General features: G+C 31.6%; 16 protein-coding genes and 1 pseudogene. 7 read left to right on the forward strand and 10 right to left on the reverse strand.

The window, feature by feature from the left end; genetic code table 11:
• Positions 1–58: 58 nt before the first annotated feature.
• Positions 59–904: a universal stress protein gene (locus ACVCZW_RS03370; protein ID WP_452228073.1), complete on the reverse strand. Its 846-nt coding sequence runs from the start codon at positions 902–904 to the stop codon at positions 59–61.
• Between the two features lie 114 nt (positions 905–1,018).
• Between ACVCZW_RS03370 and ACVCZW_RS03375 the strand changes: the two genes are divergently transcribed.
• Positions 1,019–1,894: a hypothetical protein gene (locus tag ACVCZW_RS03375; protein WP_452228074.1), complete on the forward strand. Its 876-nt coding sequence runs from the start codon at positions 1,019–1,021 to the stop codon at positions 1,892–1,894.
• A gap of 168 nt (positions 1,895–2,062) precedes the next feature.
• Positions 2,063–2,671, forward strand: coding sequence for a WG repeat-containing protein (locus ACVCZW_RS03380; RefSeq protein ID WP_452231645.1), 609 nt, complete (start codon positions 2,063–2,065; stop codon positions 2,669–2,671).
• 179 nt (positions 2,672–2,850) lie between these two features.
• Here the strand turns inward: ACVCZW_RS03380 and ACVCZW_RS03385 are convergent, their stop codons facing one another.
• From ACVCZW_RS03385 to ACVCZW_RS03395, 3 genes are read right to left on the reverse strand one after another with little or no spacing between them, the layout of a single operon-like run.
• Positions 2,851–3,843, reverse strand: coding sequence for an MlaD family protein (locus ACVCZW_RS03385; RefSeq protein ID WP_452228076.1), 993 nt, complete (start codon positions 3,841–3,843; stop codon positions 2,851–2,853).
• Between the two features lie 5 nt (positions 3,844–3,848).
• Positions 3,849–4,604: an ABC transporter ATP-binding protein gene (locus tag ACVCZW_RS03390; protein WP_452228077.1), complete on the reverse strand. Its 756-nt coding sequence runs from the start codon at positions 4,602–4,604 to the stop codon at positions 3,849–3,851.
• A complete protein-coding gene (locus tag ACVCZW_RS03395; RefSeq protein WP_452228078.1) occupies positions 4,601–5,383 on the reverse strand; it encodes an MlaE family ABC transporter permease in 783 nt (260 codons plus the stop codon). Before ACVCZW_RS03395 ends, ACVCZW_RS03390 begins: the two co-directional genes overlap by 4 nt.
• A 222-nt stretch (positions 5,384–5,605) precedes the next feature.
• On the opposite strand from ACVCZW_RS03395, the pseudogene ACVCZW_RS03400 reads away from it, so the two are divergent.
• Positions 5,606–5,841, forward strand: a pseudogene (locus ACVCZW_RS03400) (VIT1/CCC1 transporter family protein); the annotation flags it as partial.
• A gap of 58 nt (positions 5,842–5,899) precedes the next feature.
• On the opposite strand, the gene ACVCZW_RS03405 reads toward ACVCZW_RS03400, so the two are convergent.
• Both ACVCZW_RS03405 and ACVCZW_RS03410 read right to left on the reverse strand, forming a co-directional pair.
• Entirely contained in the window at positions 5,900–6,277 is a 378-nt protein-coding gene (locus tag ACVCZW_RS03405) for a hypothetical protein (RefSeq protein WP_452231646.1), read from the reverse strand.
• A gap of 74 nt (positions 6,278–6,351) precedes the next feature.
• On the reverse strand, positions 6,352–7,071 hold the full coding sequence (locus ACVCZW_RS03410; RefSeq protein ID WP_452228080.1) for a peroxiredoxin: 720 nt from the start codon (positions 7,069–7,071) through the stop codon (positions 6,352–6,354).
• A gap of 164 nt (positions 7,072–7,235) precedes the next feature.
• Here ACVCZW_RS03410 and ACVCZW_RS03415 point away from each other — a divergent pair, with 164 nt between their 5' ends.
• From ACVCZW_RS03415 to ACVCZW_RS03425, 3 genes are all read left to right on the forward strand, one after another.
• Positions 7,236–8,879: an ATP-binding protein gene (locus tag ACVCZW_RS03415; protein WP_452231647.1), complete on the forward strand. Its 1,644-nt coding sequence runs from the start codon at positions 7,236–7,238 to the stop codon at positions 8,877–8,879.
• A 10-nt stretch (positions 8,880–8,889) separates the two neighbouring features.
• Complete coding sequence (locus ACVCZW_RS03420) at positions 8,890–9,960, forward strand: response regulator (protein WP_452228082.1); 1,071 nt, start codon at positions 8,890–8,892, stop codon at positions 9,958–9,960.
• Between the two features lie 87 nt (positions 9,961–10,047).
• The gene (locus ACVCZW_RS03425; protein WP_452228083.1) at positions 10,048–10,539 is read left to right on the forward strand and encodes a hypothetical protein; all 492 of its coding nucleotides are present in this window, start codon (positions 10,048–10,050) and stop codon (positions 10,537–10,539) included.
• 391 nt (positions 10,540–10,930) lie between these two features.
• On the opposite strand, the gene ACVCZW_RS03430 is transcribed toward ACVCZW_RS03425, so the two are convergent.
• The 3 genes from ACVCZW_RS03430 to ACVCZW_RS03440 all read right to left on the reverse strand — a co-directional run bounded on the left by ACVCZW_RS03430 (position 10,931) and on the right by ACVCZW_RS03440 (position 12,608).
• Positions 10,931–11,827 carry a 3-hydroxyacyl-CoA dehydrogenase gene (locus ACVCZW_RS03430; RefSeq protein WP_452228084.1) on the reverse strand — a complete coding sequence of 299 codons (897 nt, stop codon included), beginning with the start codon at positions 11,825–11,827 and terminating at the stop codon, positions 10,931–10,933.
• A 40-nt stretch (positions 11,828–11,867) separates the two neighbouring features.
• Complete coding sequence (locus ACVCZW_RS03435) at positions 11,868–12,086, reverse strand: hypothetical protein (protein WP_452231648.1); 219 nt, start codon at positions 12,084–12,086, stop codon at positions 11,868–11,870.
• 135 nt (positions 12,087–12,221) lie between these two features.
• The gene (locus ACVCZW_RS03440; protein WP_452228086.1) at positions 12,222–12,608 is read right to left on the reverse strand and encodes a hypothetical protein; all 387 of its coding nucleotides are present in this window, start codon (positions 12,606–12,608) and stop codon (positions 12,222–12,224) included.
• Positions 12,609–12,808: 200 nt separating this feature from the next.
• Between ACVCZW_RS03440 and ACVCZW_RS03445 the strand changes: the two genes are divergently transcribed.
• Positions 12,809–12,904, forward strand: coding sequence for a T9SS type A sorting domain-containing protein (locus tag ACVCZW_RS03445; RefSeq protein ID WP_452228087.1), 96 nt, complete (start codon positions 12,809–12,811; stop codon positions 12,902–12,904).
• A gap of 80 nt (positions 12,905–12,984) precedes the next feature.
• Here ACVCZW_RS03445 and ACVCZW_RS03450 read toward each other — a convergent pair whose 3' ends face one another.
• A complete protein-coding gene (locus ACVCZW_RS03450; protein ID WP_452228088.1) occupies positions 12,985–13,962 on the reverse strand; it encodes a PorP/SprF family type IX secretion system membrane protein in 978 nt (325 codons plus the stop codon).
• Positions 13,963–13,983: the final 21 nt, after the last annotated feature.

Consider the following 13,983-nt stretch of genomic DNA (forward strand, 5'->3'; position numbering starts at 1 on the left):
AACAAACTGCCAATAACTATGACATTTATCAGGAGACACACGGTAATACGTTTATGTATTAGCGATTCAAATTTTGAAGCACTAGAAATGGTATTTTAATTTGTAGGCCTATCTCCTCAATTGTTGCGTTGTGAAAAATATTTTCTAAATAAGAATGGCGCTGATTTACCATAACAAGCATATCTATTTTTTGGTCGTCTATAGTTTTATTAATACGTTCTGTTACATCCTTTCCAGGAGTTTGCACAAAAGTGATCTGATTATCTATAAAACAGTAATCCAAAAATGATTTATTATCTACTTGTCTATGCGATGATTCTTTAAAATCGGATATATATAAGAAATGAATAGAGGCTGCAAAACTCATTGCCAATGTGCTTACTAATTTAAGTTCCCGTCGTTTAAAAGGAAGCATATAATCTGTCGGGAATAATATATTACTAGGAGCATATTCATGATAACCTACAGGCACTACCAAAACAGGACATCTTACATATTTTATTACTTGTATCGTGTTGCTTCCAAAAGTGATATTTCTGTCATTTGTTTTTCCTTTGGTTCCCATTATAACCATATCTATATTCTCTTTTTCTACAATTTCATTGGTCTCATCTACCAAACTTCCAAATCGAGAAATATAGGTGTAGGTGTGTTTAGGATTTGGAGAAATAGCAAGCATCTCCGCAATTTCTTGCTGTAATGTGCGGTCTACTTTTTTCTGAAATGCATCTTTAAATTCCTCAAAATCTTCTCTACACATTTGATTTGTATTCTTGTACACCTCATCTGCAAAAGCATTCATTATTGTAAATTCACTAATATCATATTTTAATAATTGCATGGCATATTTAATAGCATTCATGGATGTTTCCGAAAAATCTGTAGGAATTAATACTTTTTTCATCTCGTATTTATTTAATATATACTTCAAAGCTAATCCCAAATTAGTAGACATAAAATGACAAAAGTCATTCTTTCCATAAACAAAGCGCTTTACTTTTGCCATAAACGAAACACTATGAAATATCTTTATATTCTATTATTACTTAGTATTATTTCTTGTAAAAATGACCCTAAGTTAAAATCTCCAACAATAATGGATGAAGAAGTTATTATTCCTTCGGAAAAATTAACCGATTCTATTCTTGTTTTAGATAAAGACCTTCCTATTAGTAAAGCACTATCTATCGAGTTGAAGCAAAAAACACTAATCAAAAAAAAAGATGAACGAAGCGAATTACAGGAACTCATTATTCAAAAAAAATATTTTAAAGAAGAAAAAAATTACACTTTAGACTTCACGTATCCTTTACTTAATGAAGACTTTAATCCTACTACTATTAATTTTAATGAATACATAAACGATTACTATGTGGATATTGTAGGCACAGAAGCTGAGATTCTTAAAGACAAAGCATTATGTGACTCTATAGAATCCAAAAAATTTAGAGAAAAACGCTATATAGATTACAAGATTTACAATGTAAATGACGAGTTGGTAAGCATCTTATTTTATAAAGAGAACTTTTATTCTGGCACATTGCACCCAACCTATTCTTTTGACTGTATAAACTTTGATTTAACCAGAGGTGTATTTATGAATTATGAAGATTTCTTTAATGTTGGTTCTGAAGATGAGTTTACAACTATTTTAAACGAAGAAATCACCAAACAAATAAACTTAGGTGAAACATACTACGACTGCTGGGAATTATCTAATGATGATTTTTTTAAATACAAAGACAACTTTGTTGTTAATGAAACCTATGTAGAATATTATTTTGATGATTGCGTAATGTGTCCCTCTTATACAGGTAGTTACTCCATACAAATCCCTTTAGAACAATTGCTTTCTGTATTAAGAAAATACGATGCAAATCCTTTAATTTATTAAAACTTAGGATAGCGTAAATAACAAAAATAAACAGTCCATTTTAAATTATAAGTGCTATTTAAAAACAACAATATATTTAAATAGGAAATTTAATGCAACTGACATTCGTCATTTGAAAAAACAAAGCAGAGCCATAACTTCACCTAAATAGAAACAAAAAATAAAACGATGAAACATTTAAAATTAGTAGTATTATTTCTTTTAAGTACAGCGTATTCGGCAAATGCCCAATCCCTTAAAAACATAGATGCATTAGGCCACTTTAATGAAGGCTTGATGGCTATTAGCAATGGAAATTCTTGGGGATTTATAGATACCAACGGAACCCTTGTTATTGACTATAGAAAAGATATTGTTGCTACCGCTACAGCGCCTCCAATATTTAGTAATGGATTATGTCTTATTGAAGAAAAGCGTGAAGATATTGTCTTTTATGGTTATATAAACACCAAAGGAGAAACCGTTATTCCTACAGAATATATAGCGGCAACCTCTTTTGAAAATGGTTTCGCTAGAGCAATAAAATATTATAAAATAGATACAGGTGACAAAAACACTTTGGGCAAAAACATAGTTAACTATAGTTATAATGAGTTAATTATGGACACTCAAAATAAATTTGTATTACATATTAGTGGTCCGCATAATTTGTTATTTGATAAATTAAAATCACAACACAGCATACCAACTATAACCTCTAAATTTATTGGCGATCATCTTATTGCTGTAAAAGAGGAAGACAACACGTACAGCATTTATAATTTATTAAAACAATAAGTACAAAAACAAATACAAGATTAGATTAGTGCTATCTGGTGGCGGTGCGGCGGGTATTGTTCCTATAAGTGTATAAAAGTACTAGAGAATTAAGATGCATACATGACCAACCTCTTTTTAAGAATCGATTAGCTTTTTCTATAGAATATATAAAAACTTTCAAATACGGATCTACATATTTAATTTCCTTCTTGTACTTTATTGTTTCTTTTTTCGATCTTCTCTTGTTTTCTGAAATAACCTCTAAAGAAGAAATTATGTTTCAGGGCTTCCATATTTTCATTTAACTTTTCTGAAGCTTCTTTAATTTCCAACATGGTAGAATCTATCGTTTTTGGTAAAGCTTCATTTTTTGTAAGATAATTGAAGGTGCTTTCCGTAGTATTTATTTCAGAAATCATATCCGTTAGCATTTTTGTAGCTTCCGAAATTTTAATACTTGAATTCTCCAATTGCAAAAACACATTCTTGGCTTGATTTCCAACAATAGTGTCCGTCAATAAAACACCAACGGCACTTTCTTCCATATCGATTTTTGAAACTTTATTGTTTAGAGAACCTATCAGTGTATTGGCGCCGTTGGTCGTTTGTTTTAGATTGATTAATGCAGTCCGAATATCTTGAGTAAGCAGGGAATCGGAAATTAGAGCACCTAAAGCACCTTCTCCATTCAAGATCTTATTGGTAATTTTTAATAAATCTGCAGTTAGCAATGCTGCATTTTCATTGGTAACATTTAGTGTAGATAACATTTCATCTGTACCAATATTGCTAGACGAAGTAATGGTATCTGTAGAAATAACCGTTTGTAAATTCTCTTTACCAGGAGTAATATTGACAACCATGCTACCTACCAATCCATCGGATCCTATACTTGCAATTGCATCTTTTTTGATGAAAACTCCTGTTTTATCATCCACCATCATTTCTACAATTATCTCTTTATTGTTTATCATTTCAATACCACTAACGGTACCTACATTTATTCCAGAATAGCGAACATTATTACCTAATTGAAGTCCGTTTACATTTTTAAACACGGCATATAGTTGCATATTATTACTAAAAAGGTACTGCCTATTACCAATAAAATAAAGTGCTGCTAATAGAATACCTGTACCAAGAATTACAAAGAAGCCTAGTCGGGTTTTATGGGAAATTGATTTTTGCATAATATCTAATTTTTAAAAAAGGCTTGAACTTTTATATCTTTGGAATTGGAGAGTTCTTCAAAAGTCCCTTCTGCATAATTAACGCCATCGACCAGTAAAATCATTCGGTTGCTAATTACGCGTGCGCAATCCACATCATGCGTGATAATTAAAGAAGATGTTTTATATGTTTTTTGAATAGTTCGCATTAATTGAATAATTTCTTTTGCTGTAATTGGGTCTAGCCCGGTGGTAGGCTCGTCATATAAAATAATTTTTGGTTTTAATATTAAAGCTCTCGCTAAAGCGACACGTCGTTGCATTCCTCCCGAAAGTTCGGCTGGCATTAAATCTATAGCCTTAGCCAATCCTACATTTTCTAATGCTTCTACAACTAATTCTTCCGTAGTTTTAGAAGCGTCCACTTTATCTCGATTTCTTCGTAAAGGAAATTCTAAATTTTCTCGAACAGTCATAGAATCATATAATGCACTTCCTTGAAATAAAAATCCGATTTCTGTTCTAAGCACATCTAATTCTTTTCGTCCTAATTTTAGAATATCCAGATCTTTTATAGTAATACTACCACTATCTGCTTCTAATAAGCCAACCAAGCATTTTATCATCACCGATTTTCCAGATCCCGATTTGCCCATGACTACAAGATTTTCACCTTTGTATAATTTTAAGTTAAAACCATTAAGTACGTGATTATCTCCAAAGCTTTTATGAAGGTCTTTAATTTCTAAAACAGGTTTTATGTTCTCTTTAATTTCTATCATATTTCAAAAAAAATATCGGTAATAAATACTGCTATAAAATCGATAACAAATAGCAGCATAGAGGTATATACTACCGCATCATTGGATGCTTTTCCAACTCCTACAGTCCCTTTTGAGCAATTATAGCCTTTATAACAACCTACCAAACCAATAACAAAACCAAAGAAAAAAGACTTTATAGTAGCCGGAAGTACATCGCTAAACTGCAACGCATCAAATACCTTGTTAAAATATAACAAATAGGAAACTTCCCCTTTTAAATTCTCGACGAGTGCAGACCCTAATAAAGCAATAGCATCTCCCATAAGAATTAGCAACGGAAGCATTAATGTAGTCGCTAATATGCGTGTAACTACTAAATATTTAAAAGGATTGGTTCCAGATACTTCCATAGCATCTATTTGCTCTGTCACTTTCATAGAACCAAGTTCTGCACCGATTCCAGAACCAATTCTTCCTGCACATATTAATGCGAAAATCACTGGACCGATCTCCCTTATTACAGACAGACTTACCATGGATGGCATCCAAGAAGCTGCTCCAAACTCGGAAAGTGTAGGCCTGGATTGTAGTGTAAAAACCAATCCTAAAATAAAACCAGTAACACCAACTAATACAAAAGAGCGATTACCCATTTGGTAACATTGCCTTAATAATTCTTTCCATTCAAATGGAGATGTAAATACTTCTCTAAAAAAACGAATGGCGAAATAAGTCATATCTCCCACTTCATCTAAAAAGAGTTTGGTTCTTGTTGTTATAGAATTTGTTTGGCTCAATACATATTTATTATCTGAAGTTAAAAATAGGATAACTTTTATCCACAAAAAATGATATTTATCAGTTGTTGAAACTATCACTAAACGTTCCTTTTAGTTTAAAAAACCACAGGATTAAAACGCTATATACCAATAGTTTAATAGCAAATATTTGTATCTTGATAGGTGCTATCAAATATTCGTGTTCATAAAATCTACAACATGCAATGAACGCAATTTAGAATATTTGAGTACTATTTAGATACCCTTTACATACACCGAAGTAATTGGTTAAGAGCAGCTGTTGTTTTGGTAAGTGCGCAGGATTAGTAGCTGGCGTTTTATCTATGGCAGCAGAAGAATACGTTTCGATAAGTGCGCAGGCAGATGTGGAAAGAGAGAAAATAGGATTAGTAGAAATTCATAAAAATAGAGAACTTAAAAAAGAAACAACTTTGCTTATTGCAAAAAAGTTAACAGTATACATCCTGTTGGATACATGTATAGCACCAATAGGATGTAAATACGGAAGATGCTTTATTGTTTAAAATGGTTTTTAACAAAAGCATGTTGTTGATTATCTGTCATCTTATCTGCAGATTCCACATCCATTTTTATATTCTTAAAATGCAAATCTTTATGGAGGTAATTATGCAATTCTGTTTTTGCATTTGTGGGTCCAAATAGAAGTACATTAGTATAGTTTAAAATAACATCTCCAATTTCTTTATAGTAGGCTTCCTGCATTTGCTGCTTTTTATTATGCATACCACTTTCGCTTTTATTTAATGCTTCTTCTTTGGTGCCGAAAGTAAATTCTGACTCTATAGAATTACAGTGTTTCTTGGAGTTTAAATCAATCAAGTTTGCAATGGAATGATCCATCCAAATGCCTAAGTTTTTTGTATTTTTCATATGCTTTATATTAAAATGAATTGTCCGTGAATATTTGTATTATTTTAAGTGAAGGAACATTTGAAATGTCTTCATTATTTTTTCAAAATAGCTTTTAGCACTACCTCTTTATCTAATTTTTTAGTGCAGAAAAACCAATCTTTACATTCCAATTCTTCCGTAGAAGTCATTCTTTCTTCGGCAACACCACAAGTTCCTGCAGGCGAAACAATAACATCATCACCAGGGTTCCAATCTGCTGGAGTCGCAACGTTAAATGCATCCGATGTTTGCATTGCTATTAATGCTCTATAGATTTCATCAAAGTTTCTTCCTAGGCTTAACGGATAATAAATAAGTGCTCTAACTATTCCTTTAGGGTCAATAAAGAATACTGCTCTTACTGCCTGTGTTTTACTTTCACCAGGTTGAATCATTCCGTACTTTTTAGCTACTTCCATGGTAATATCTTCAATCAACGGGAATTTGACTTCTACATTTTTCATTCCGTTAAATTCAATTTTATCTTTAATGGTTCGCAACCAAGCGATATGGCTGTATAATCCATCAATAGATAAACCAACTAATTCACAATTGGCTTTATTAAACTTACTTTCTAAATGTGCAAACGTTATAAACTCAGAAGTACAAACCGGCGTAAAATCTGCTGGATGGCTAAATAAAATCACCCATTTACCTGCATAATCTTCTGGAAAATTAATATCTCCTTGCGTTGTAACTGCCTTAAATTTAGGCGCCTCATCTCCTATTCTAGGCATTGAAGTAACCAGTTCTTTTTCTTGTATTGTTTCCATTTCTATTGTTTTAACTCCTGTGGATAAAGACCAAATTTACAGACCTTAATCCTAAATTAAAATGACATAGATCAGCTTAAATAAATAATTAAAAATCATATTAGCGTAAGGTTGGCATGTCATTTTTAAATAACGTAAATTAGTAGCGCTAAACAGGAATACTATTGAATAAAAAATTACAAGATACCGACCTATTTAAAAGCATCTTTCAATCTTCTGTGGAAGGTATTTTGGTAGTAGATGCAGATGGCTTCATTATTAAAGCCAATCCAGCGAGTGAACAACTATTTGGTTATAATGAAGGAGAACTCATTCATCAAAAAGTAGAAAGTCTTATTCCGAAGAAATTCAAAAAAAATCATCAAAGCCATAGAGAAGGATATATTGCAAAACCCAAAGCAAGACGCATGGGTTTAGATTTAGAATTATGGGGACTAAAAAAGGATGATTCGCAGTTTCCTTTAGAAATAAGTTTAAGCCCTACGACCATAAAAGGAAAACAAGTGGTAATCGCTTTTGTAATGGATATTACCGAGCAGAAAAAAACAGAAAAAATATTACAAATTAACCAAGAACAACTAAAAAACTATTCGGAAGAGTTAGAGGCAAAAGTTGTTAGTCGAACCAGTGAATTAACTTCTACTGTTCAAAAATTGGTTGCCTCGAATTTAAGTCTCGAAGATCAAATGCAGGAAACTAAGGACGCTGAAAAAAATGCCGCTGCCAGTAAATATTTATCCTCGGCAATTGCTAAAAATTTTCCGAATGGAGTTATTATTGTTTTTAATCTGAATTTTGAAATGCTACTTGTAGAAGGAGAAGCGTTTATGCAATTAGGTTTAGACAAAATGATTTTTAATCACACCAATGTGGATAACGTCGCTATTTTTTCTGAAGAACAAAAAACCAAACTAAAGCAGGATATTTTAAAAACGATTTCTGGAGAGCACCTTCGTTTTGAAATCGCATATAGAAATAAATACTTCTCGGTAAACACCGTTCCGTTGCTGGATGAGAATAATACTATTTCTAATGCCTTATTTGTATATAGTAATATTACGGAACAAAAAACTATCGAAAGAGATGCAAAGAATGCTTTAAAAAAAGAGCAGGAATTGAACGAATTAAAATCGCGTTTTATCTCTATGGCTTCTCATGAGTTTAGAACACCTTTAAGTGCTATACAGACTTCTGCAATCTTAATTGGTAAACAAAATGGAACTGGTAAAGAACAAAAACGAGAGCGATATGTAACTCAAATTAAGAACAATGTAAAACACTTGGTGGTGATTTTGAATGATTTCTTATCACTAAGTAAGTTAGAAGAAGGAAAGGTTACAGCAAACAAGGAATTATTTGATTTTGTTGCTTTTTCTAAAACACTTATTGAAGAAATGTCTATGACTAAAAGTATAGGTAAAAATATGCTTTTTTCATCTCCAGGAAAACCTATTTCACTACATCTGGATCCAAAACTAGTGCGACATATTTTCATGAATTTATTATCTAATGCGATTAAATATTCGCCAAAAAACACCGATATACATATTAAAATTGATGAAGACGACCAATATGCCTATCTTGAAATTCAAGATCAAGGTATTGGGATTCCAGAGCTAGAGCAAGACAAACTATTCGAGCGTTTTTTTAGAGCAGAAAACGCGCATAATATTGAAGGAACCGGTCTAGGTCTTAATATTGTAAAACAATATGTAGAACTCATGAATGGCACTATTAGCTTTAAGAGTGCCTTAAATATAGGTACTACTTTTTTAGTGAAGTTACCAAAATCTAACATCCCACTTTAATTCTAAAACCATGATAAAAATACTTTTAATTGAAGACAATCAAGATGTGAGAGAGAATACAGCAGAGATCTTAGAATTAGCAAACTATGACGTTTGTACTGCAGAAAATGGTAAAAAAGGAGTTGCCATGGCGAAGCTTACAAAACCCGATATTATTATTTGTGATATTATGATGCCAGAACTTAACGGGTATGATGTATTGGAGGAGCTAAATAAAGATAAAACAACAGCCAGCATTCCTTTTATTTTTCTAACCGCAAAAACGGAAAGAATAGATGTTAGAAAAGGAATGAACCTTGGAGCCGACGATTATCTTACTAAGCCTTTTGAAGAAAACGAATTGTTAGATGCTGTTGCTTGTAGACTTAAAAAATACAATTTTCTTAAAAAAGAATTTTCTAGAGACATAAAAGGTATTAATCAGTTTTTTGATGAAATATCGACACATGAAGGTATGGAAAGTCTTTCCGCAGATCGAAATGTGGTAAAATTTAATAAAAAGGAGGTTCTTTTCATGGAAGGAAATGCTGCAAACACACTTTATTTCATCCAAAAAGGAGCTATAAAAACACATAAAACTACCGAGTCTGGAAAATCTTTGGTAACCGGTTTATTTGGACCTGGACAATTTGTTGGTCAATTATCTTTACTAACGAATAAAGGTACCTATAGAGATACGGCAACCGTTTTAGAGCAAACAGAAGTTTTTGAAATCCCTAAAACCGATTTTAAAACGTTGCTATTTGGTGACAAGTTGATTTCTAATAAATTTATCACCATGATTTCTAACGATTTAATTGATCTTCAAGAACAACTGGTGAACATGGCTTTTTCGACAGTTAGACAAAGATTAGCGAAAGTACTTTTAGACTTATCTAAAAAAGAAATACTTAGTACCTCTAAGAATAAAGGAATCCATATTTCAAGAGAAGATCTAGCTAGTCTTATTGGTACCGCTAATGAAACTACTATTAGAATGCTAACGGGTTTTAAGGAGGAACGATTAATAATTATAGGTCCGCATAGAGAAATCATTATCGAAGACAAAACCAACTTAGAGGAAATTGCTCTTTTTGGATAAAACTTGAGGAACTGACCCTAGTCATTGAAGAAAAGGAATGTTACCATTAATTTAGCAATACGATGAATCTAAATTCATATTTGTAGCATGTCTTCCATAGAACATAAAGCGACACATAAACTATTTGTTATAAAAACCTTCCAGAGTTTATTACAAATAAAGTCCGTATTAAATACTATTGCTCAAAAAAAGAATATATCGCTTCAGTTATCCCTCTTAGTTACACTTTCTACAAATAAAACAAGTACTAAAAAAGAACTTAAAAAAATCTTAGAACATTTAAAACAGCAATTACGTGTTCTATTTGGTGCGTCATTTCAATTTGGTTATTTCCATAATCCAGAGATTGGTTCGTTATGTATTGCAGGTCATTTAACACCTACATTTCTTAATAAAGTAGATAAAACAGAACTCGCTTCATTACCCGCAGGACTTTTAGGTATTTTTAGAGGATTGGGAATGAAGACAGGAGACATAAATAGTTATTTAGCGGCATTGAAAAACGGCCGTTATTGTTTAATTATCCGAGGAGAAAGTAGTGTATTAGAGAGTATAAAAACAGTATTAAGCTCCTATTAAAGAACACTTTACAAAAAAATAGTATTCTTTTTATGAAATATGCCAATACTATTTCAACCTAGTAATTCTCCCTGCATATATTATTAAACATCTAATTATCGGTTATTTACTTACGCTTGTCCTTTTATTAGTGTACTTCTATTTGCACCTTTATATGCCCATATTAAAAACGAATAGTATGGAACTAAACTTATATGCTAAAGAATATAATACGACGGATACTACTCAGCACTTCATGGGCTTTTATTATAGTCTACAAAGGAAATATTTAGCAAGCCATCTTTTGAAAAAAAGATTATCACTAGAACAAAGATCAGAAGTTGTAACTATGGTAATTAAAAGATGACAAATTATAAGGTCACATAAATCAAACTATAAAAAGATTTAAAACCTACTTTAAGAAATCTGGATTTTTATACGTCGGATTTGGATATTTATAAAATCCTTCTCCTGTAGAAACTCCTAATTTATTTTTATCTATAAAATTTTCTTTTAAGTATTCTACGGTTTTTCTTGTTAATGGATTTTTGCTATTCTCTGCTGCTATTTTATTAATATTATAAGCTGTTGTAACACCTACAATATCTAGAATAGCAAAAGGGCCTAATGGCGCTCCTGTTGCTTTCATCCAAGTTTTATCTATAGTTTCTGGGTCTGCAACTTCATTTACTAATAAGTTGGTTGCCGCGCTTAACAGAGGTACTAATAAAGAATTAAGAATATAACCTGGTTGCTCTTTATGTAAAGGCAATGCCAACATGCCAATAGCTTTGGCAAATGCAACTACATCTTTAAAAACCTTTGGATCCGTTGTGGCATGTCCCATTATTTCTGCGGTATTGTGAATCCAAATGGTATTCGCAAAATGTAAGGCTAAAAATTTGGCAGGTCTTCCTGTTTCTTCTGCAAATTGACTTGGCAATAGTGTGGAAGAATTGGTTGCAAAAACGGTTTTTTCGGGTGCCAATTTTGCCAGTTTTCTATAAAAATCTATTTTTATTTTCACATTTTCAGGTACTGCTTCAATTAGCAAATCGGCATCTTTAACCGCATCTGCTAAACTGGAAGTATAACTTAAGTTTTCACCTGTTTTATCTAGTTGTTGCTGTGTTGCATGTAGATCTTTTTTAAAAGCTTCACACATGCCGTTAAATTTGGCTTTTGCTTTTTCCAAAACCTCATCACTAATATCATAAACAGTTACGTTAAATCCATGAAATGCGGATTGAAATGCAATTTGATATCCTAAAACACCACTTCCTGCAATGGTAATATTTTTGTAATTCATTTTTATGGTTTTGATTTATTATTAGATATATCTTTCCTTGCTAAATTCTTTCTCTTGACTCATGATATTTAGGCTTTTTGAAATTTTTTAATGCTACTTTGAGTTTGTTTAAATAATCATGGAGTGTTTCTGTAGAAACTCCTGAAAACAGCTCTTTATAAGTTGTTTCATCTAAACTGTTATATAGTTCTGGATAATGCACTTCTATCTCTAAAGTACAATCCTGAATTTCATTTATAAGTGCAGTTATTTTTTCCATTGTATTAGCATTAATGTCATAAACGATTAATTAAAGACCATAAAACGAGGTTTGAAATGCAAATCAATATTCTAAAATACAGCCTCTAATAATAGGTCTGTTTTTGTAATTTGTTTTTATGGTTTTAATTTATTACTACATATACTTCGTCAAAAACCTAAAAAAGTCTTTTTTAAGTTCTGCATAAATATGTCTTTGCGTTTCCATGCGGTTTCTAAACTCCATATGTCTTTTTGCTAATTCCATATCCATTGCATCTGTTCCTGTTTTACTTTGCCCAGCTATTCGAGTTTCATGCTCTTCAATAGTTTCTTGCAAATCTTCAATCACGCCACCATGAAGGACAAATTCATTTTGAAAGTGTTCTAATTTCGCTAGTACATCTTTATCTGTCCAACGCGTTACTAATTCGCTCAATCTATTATTAAAGGATTTTAATTCGTCCTTCCAAAAAGCAAGTTCTCCTTTCCATTGTTCATGCTCAAAATGCATGTTCGTGTTATATAAAATTTCTTTTTCCATCGTGTTACATATTTACAATTATCCTTTTCAAAGGTTGCACTTTCTTAAAACACAGGAAATGATCTAGGTCATTTCCTGTGTTTTTGACAAAAATCAATACATTTCTTTTTTATGTTAAGATTTTAATATGTGCAGAACAGGATTTGTTCATGGATCTGGGCTTTAGGAAAGATTAGTCAGGATCTCTTAATCCAGAAAGATTGCTAATACAAACAAATCGTTTAGCAAAAGGAGTTTATATTATAAAAATCACAAACGAAAACAATGTGATTTCTAGAAAGGTCTTATTGGAATAAAGCATAGCAATTTAAAACTGTAAAAGCGCCGTATAAAAGATGTTTTTTATACGGCGCTTTTACTTTAAAAATAAAATGATTTATTTTACATGTGATCTAGTCTGCGTGCACTCACATTCACTAATACCTTGTAAAAAGTCGAATCCTATAGTTACCATATGTGTTCCAGCATTATAACCAGCGAGCTCATTTATGGTAATTTGATAGGCATATCCAAAATAAAAATTAGATTTATTAAAACCAACCATAGGCCCTAGATTTAAAGGATTAAAAAATTGATCATTCAAAAAACGATAGGAAATTCCTCCCCAAACATAATCTTCATTTCTACTAAATTTTCTTACTTTAATATTTACATCGGTACTAGATCGATCATCACTAGCAAAATATTGAAAAAATAAGGAAGGTTCAATTTCTATTTTTTTATTTCTTGGGTTTACAAGCACAAGTCCGGTATATGCTTGATAATTTAAAAGTAAATCTGGCTCTACACCCACAAAATTATCAATCTTTTTAGGTAGAATATTACTCGCGTTAAAACTAAAATAAAAACCTTTATTTCTATATAAAGCACCAACATCAAAGTTATTATTCGCAATATATCTATCGTCTGTTACTCTAGGATCTATTACAGGCATACTCGCTGTAGGTCTGAAATTATGGATATCAATTTTAAACGTATTATAGTTATATGAAATACCAAAAGACAAATATTGTTTGGAGTAATAATCTAAAGTAAGATGATGTGCAAAAGAAGCTTTAAATCCTTTTTGTACTGTATTTCCGTTTCTATCATTATATAAAGATAGTCCAACACCCGAACGATTACCTAGTCTAGCGTCTACGTATAAAGATTGATTATCTGGAGCTCCTTTAATACCAACCCATTGTGTTAATCCATTCGCTCTAATTTTGATATTGTCACCAATACCTGCATAAGTTGGAGAAATCACAAAACTATTATCTGCTAAATACTGTGTAAATACAGGTAAGTTTAGCTCTTGACTATAACTTACTGTTAAAGATAATAAAAGGATATATATGGTTAATTTTTTCATTTTAAATAGTATTTAGTTGGA

The organism is Lacinutrix sp. MEBiC02595, from assembly GCF_053601555.1.

Excerpts from the sequence above, each read along its gene's own strand:
- ACVCZW_RS03380 (WP_452231645.1), top strand. The coding sequence starts at position 2,063 with ATGAAACATTTAAAATTAGTAGTATTATTTCTTTTAAGTACAGCGTAT.
- ACVCZW_RS03430 (WP_452228084.1), bottom strand. The coding sequence starts at position 11,827 with ATGAATTACAAAAATATTACCATTGCAGGAAGTGGTGTTTTAGGATAT.
- ACVCZW_RS03425 (WP_452228083.1), top strand. The coding sequence starts at position 10,048 with ATGTCTTCCATAGAACATAAAGCGACACATAAACTATTTGTTATAAAA.
- ACVCZW_RS03375 (WP_452228074.1), top strand. The coding sequence starts at position 1,019 with ATGAAATATCTTTATATTCTATTATTACTTAGTATTATTTCTTGTAAA.
- ACVCZW_RS03405 (WP_452231646.1), bottom strand. The coding sequence starts at position 6,277 with ATGAAAAATACAAAAAACTTAGGCATTTGGATGGATCATTCCATTGCA.
- ACVCZW_RS03420 (WP_452228082.1), top strand. The coding sequence starts at position 8,890 with ATGATAAAAATACTTTTAATTGAAGACAATCAAGATGTGAGAGAGAAT.
- ACVCZW_RS03390 (WP_452228077.1), bottom strand. The coding sequence starts at position 4,604 with ATGATAGAAATTAAAGAGAACATAAAACCTGTTTTAGAAATTAAAGAC.
- ACVCZW_RS03440 (WP_452228086.1), bottom strand. The coding sequence starts at position 12,608 with ATGGAAAAAGAAATTTTATATAACACGAACATGCATTTTGAGCATGAA.
- ACVCZW_RS03450 (WP_452228088.1), bottom strand. The coding sequence starts at position 13,962 with ATGAAAAAATTAACCATATATATCCTTTTATTATCTTTAACAGTAAGT.
- ACVCZW_RS03410 (WP_452228080.1), bottom strand. The coding sequence starts at position 7,071 with ATGGAAACAATACAAGAAAAAGAACTGGTTACTTCAATGCCTAGAATA.
- ACVCZW_RS03370 (WP_452228073.1), bottom strand. The coding sequence starts at position 904 with ATGAAAAAAGTATTAATTCCTACAGATTTTTCGGAAACATCCATGAAT.
- ACVCZW_RS03435 (WP_452231648.1), bottom strand. The coding sequence starts at position 12,086 with ATGGAAAAAATAACTGCACTTATAAATGAAATTCAGGATTGTACTTTA.
- ACVCZW_RS03385 (WP_452228076.1), bottom strand. The coding sequence starts at position 3,843 with ATGCAAAAATCAATTTCCCATAAAACCCGACTAGGCTTCTTTGTAATT.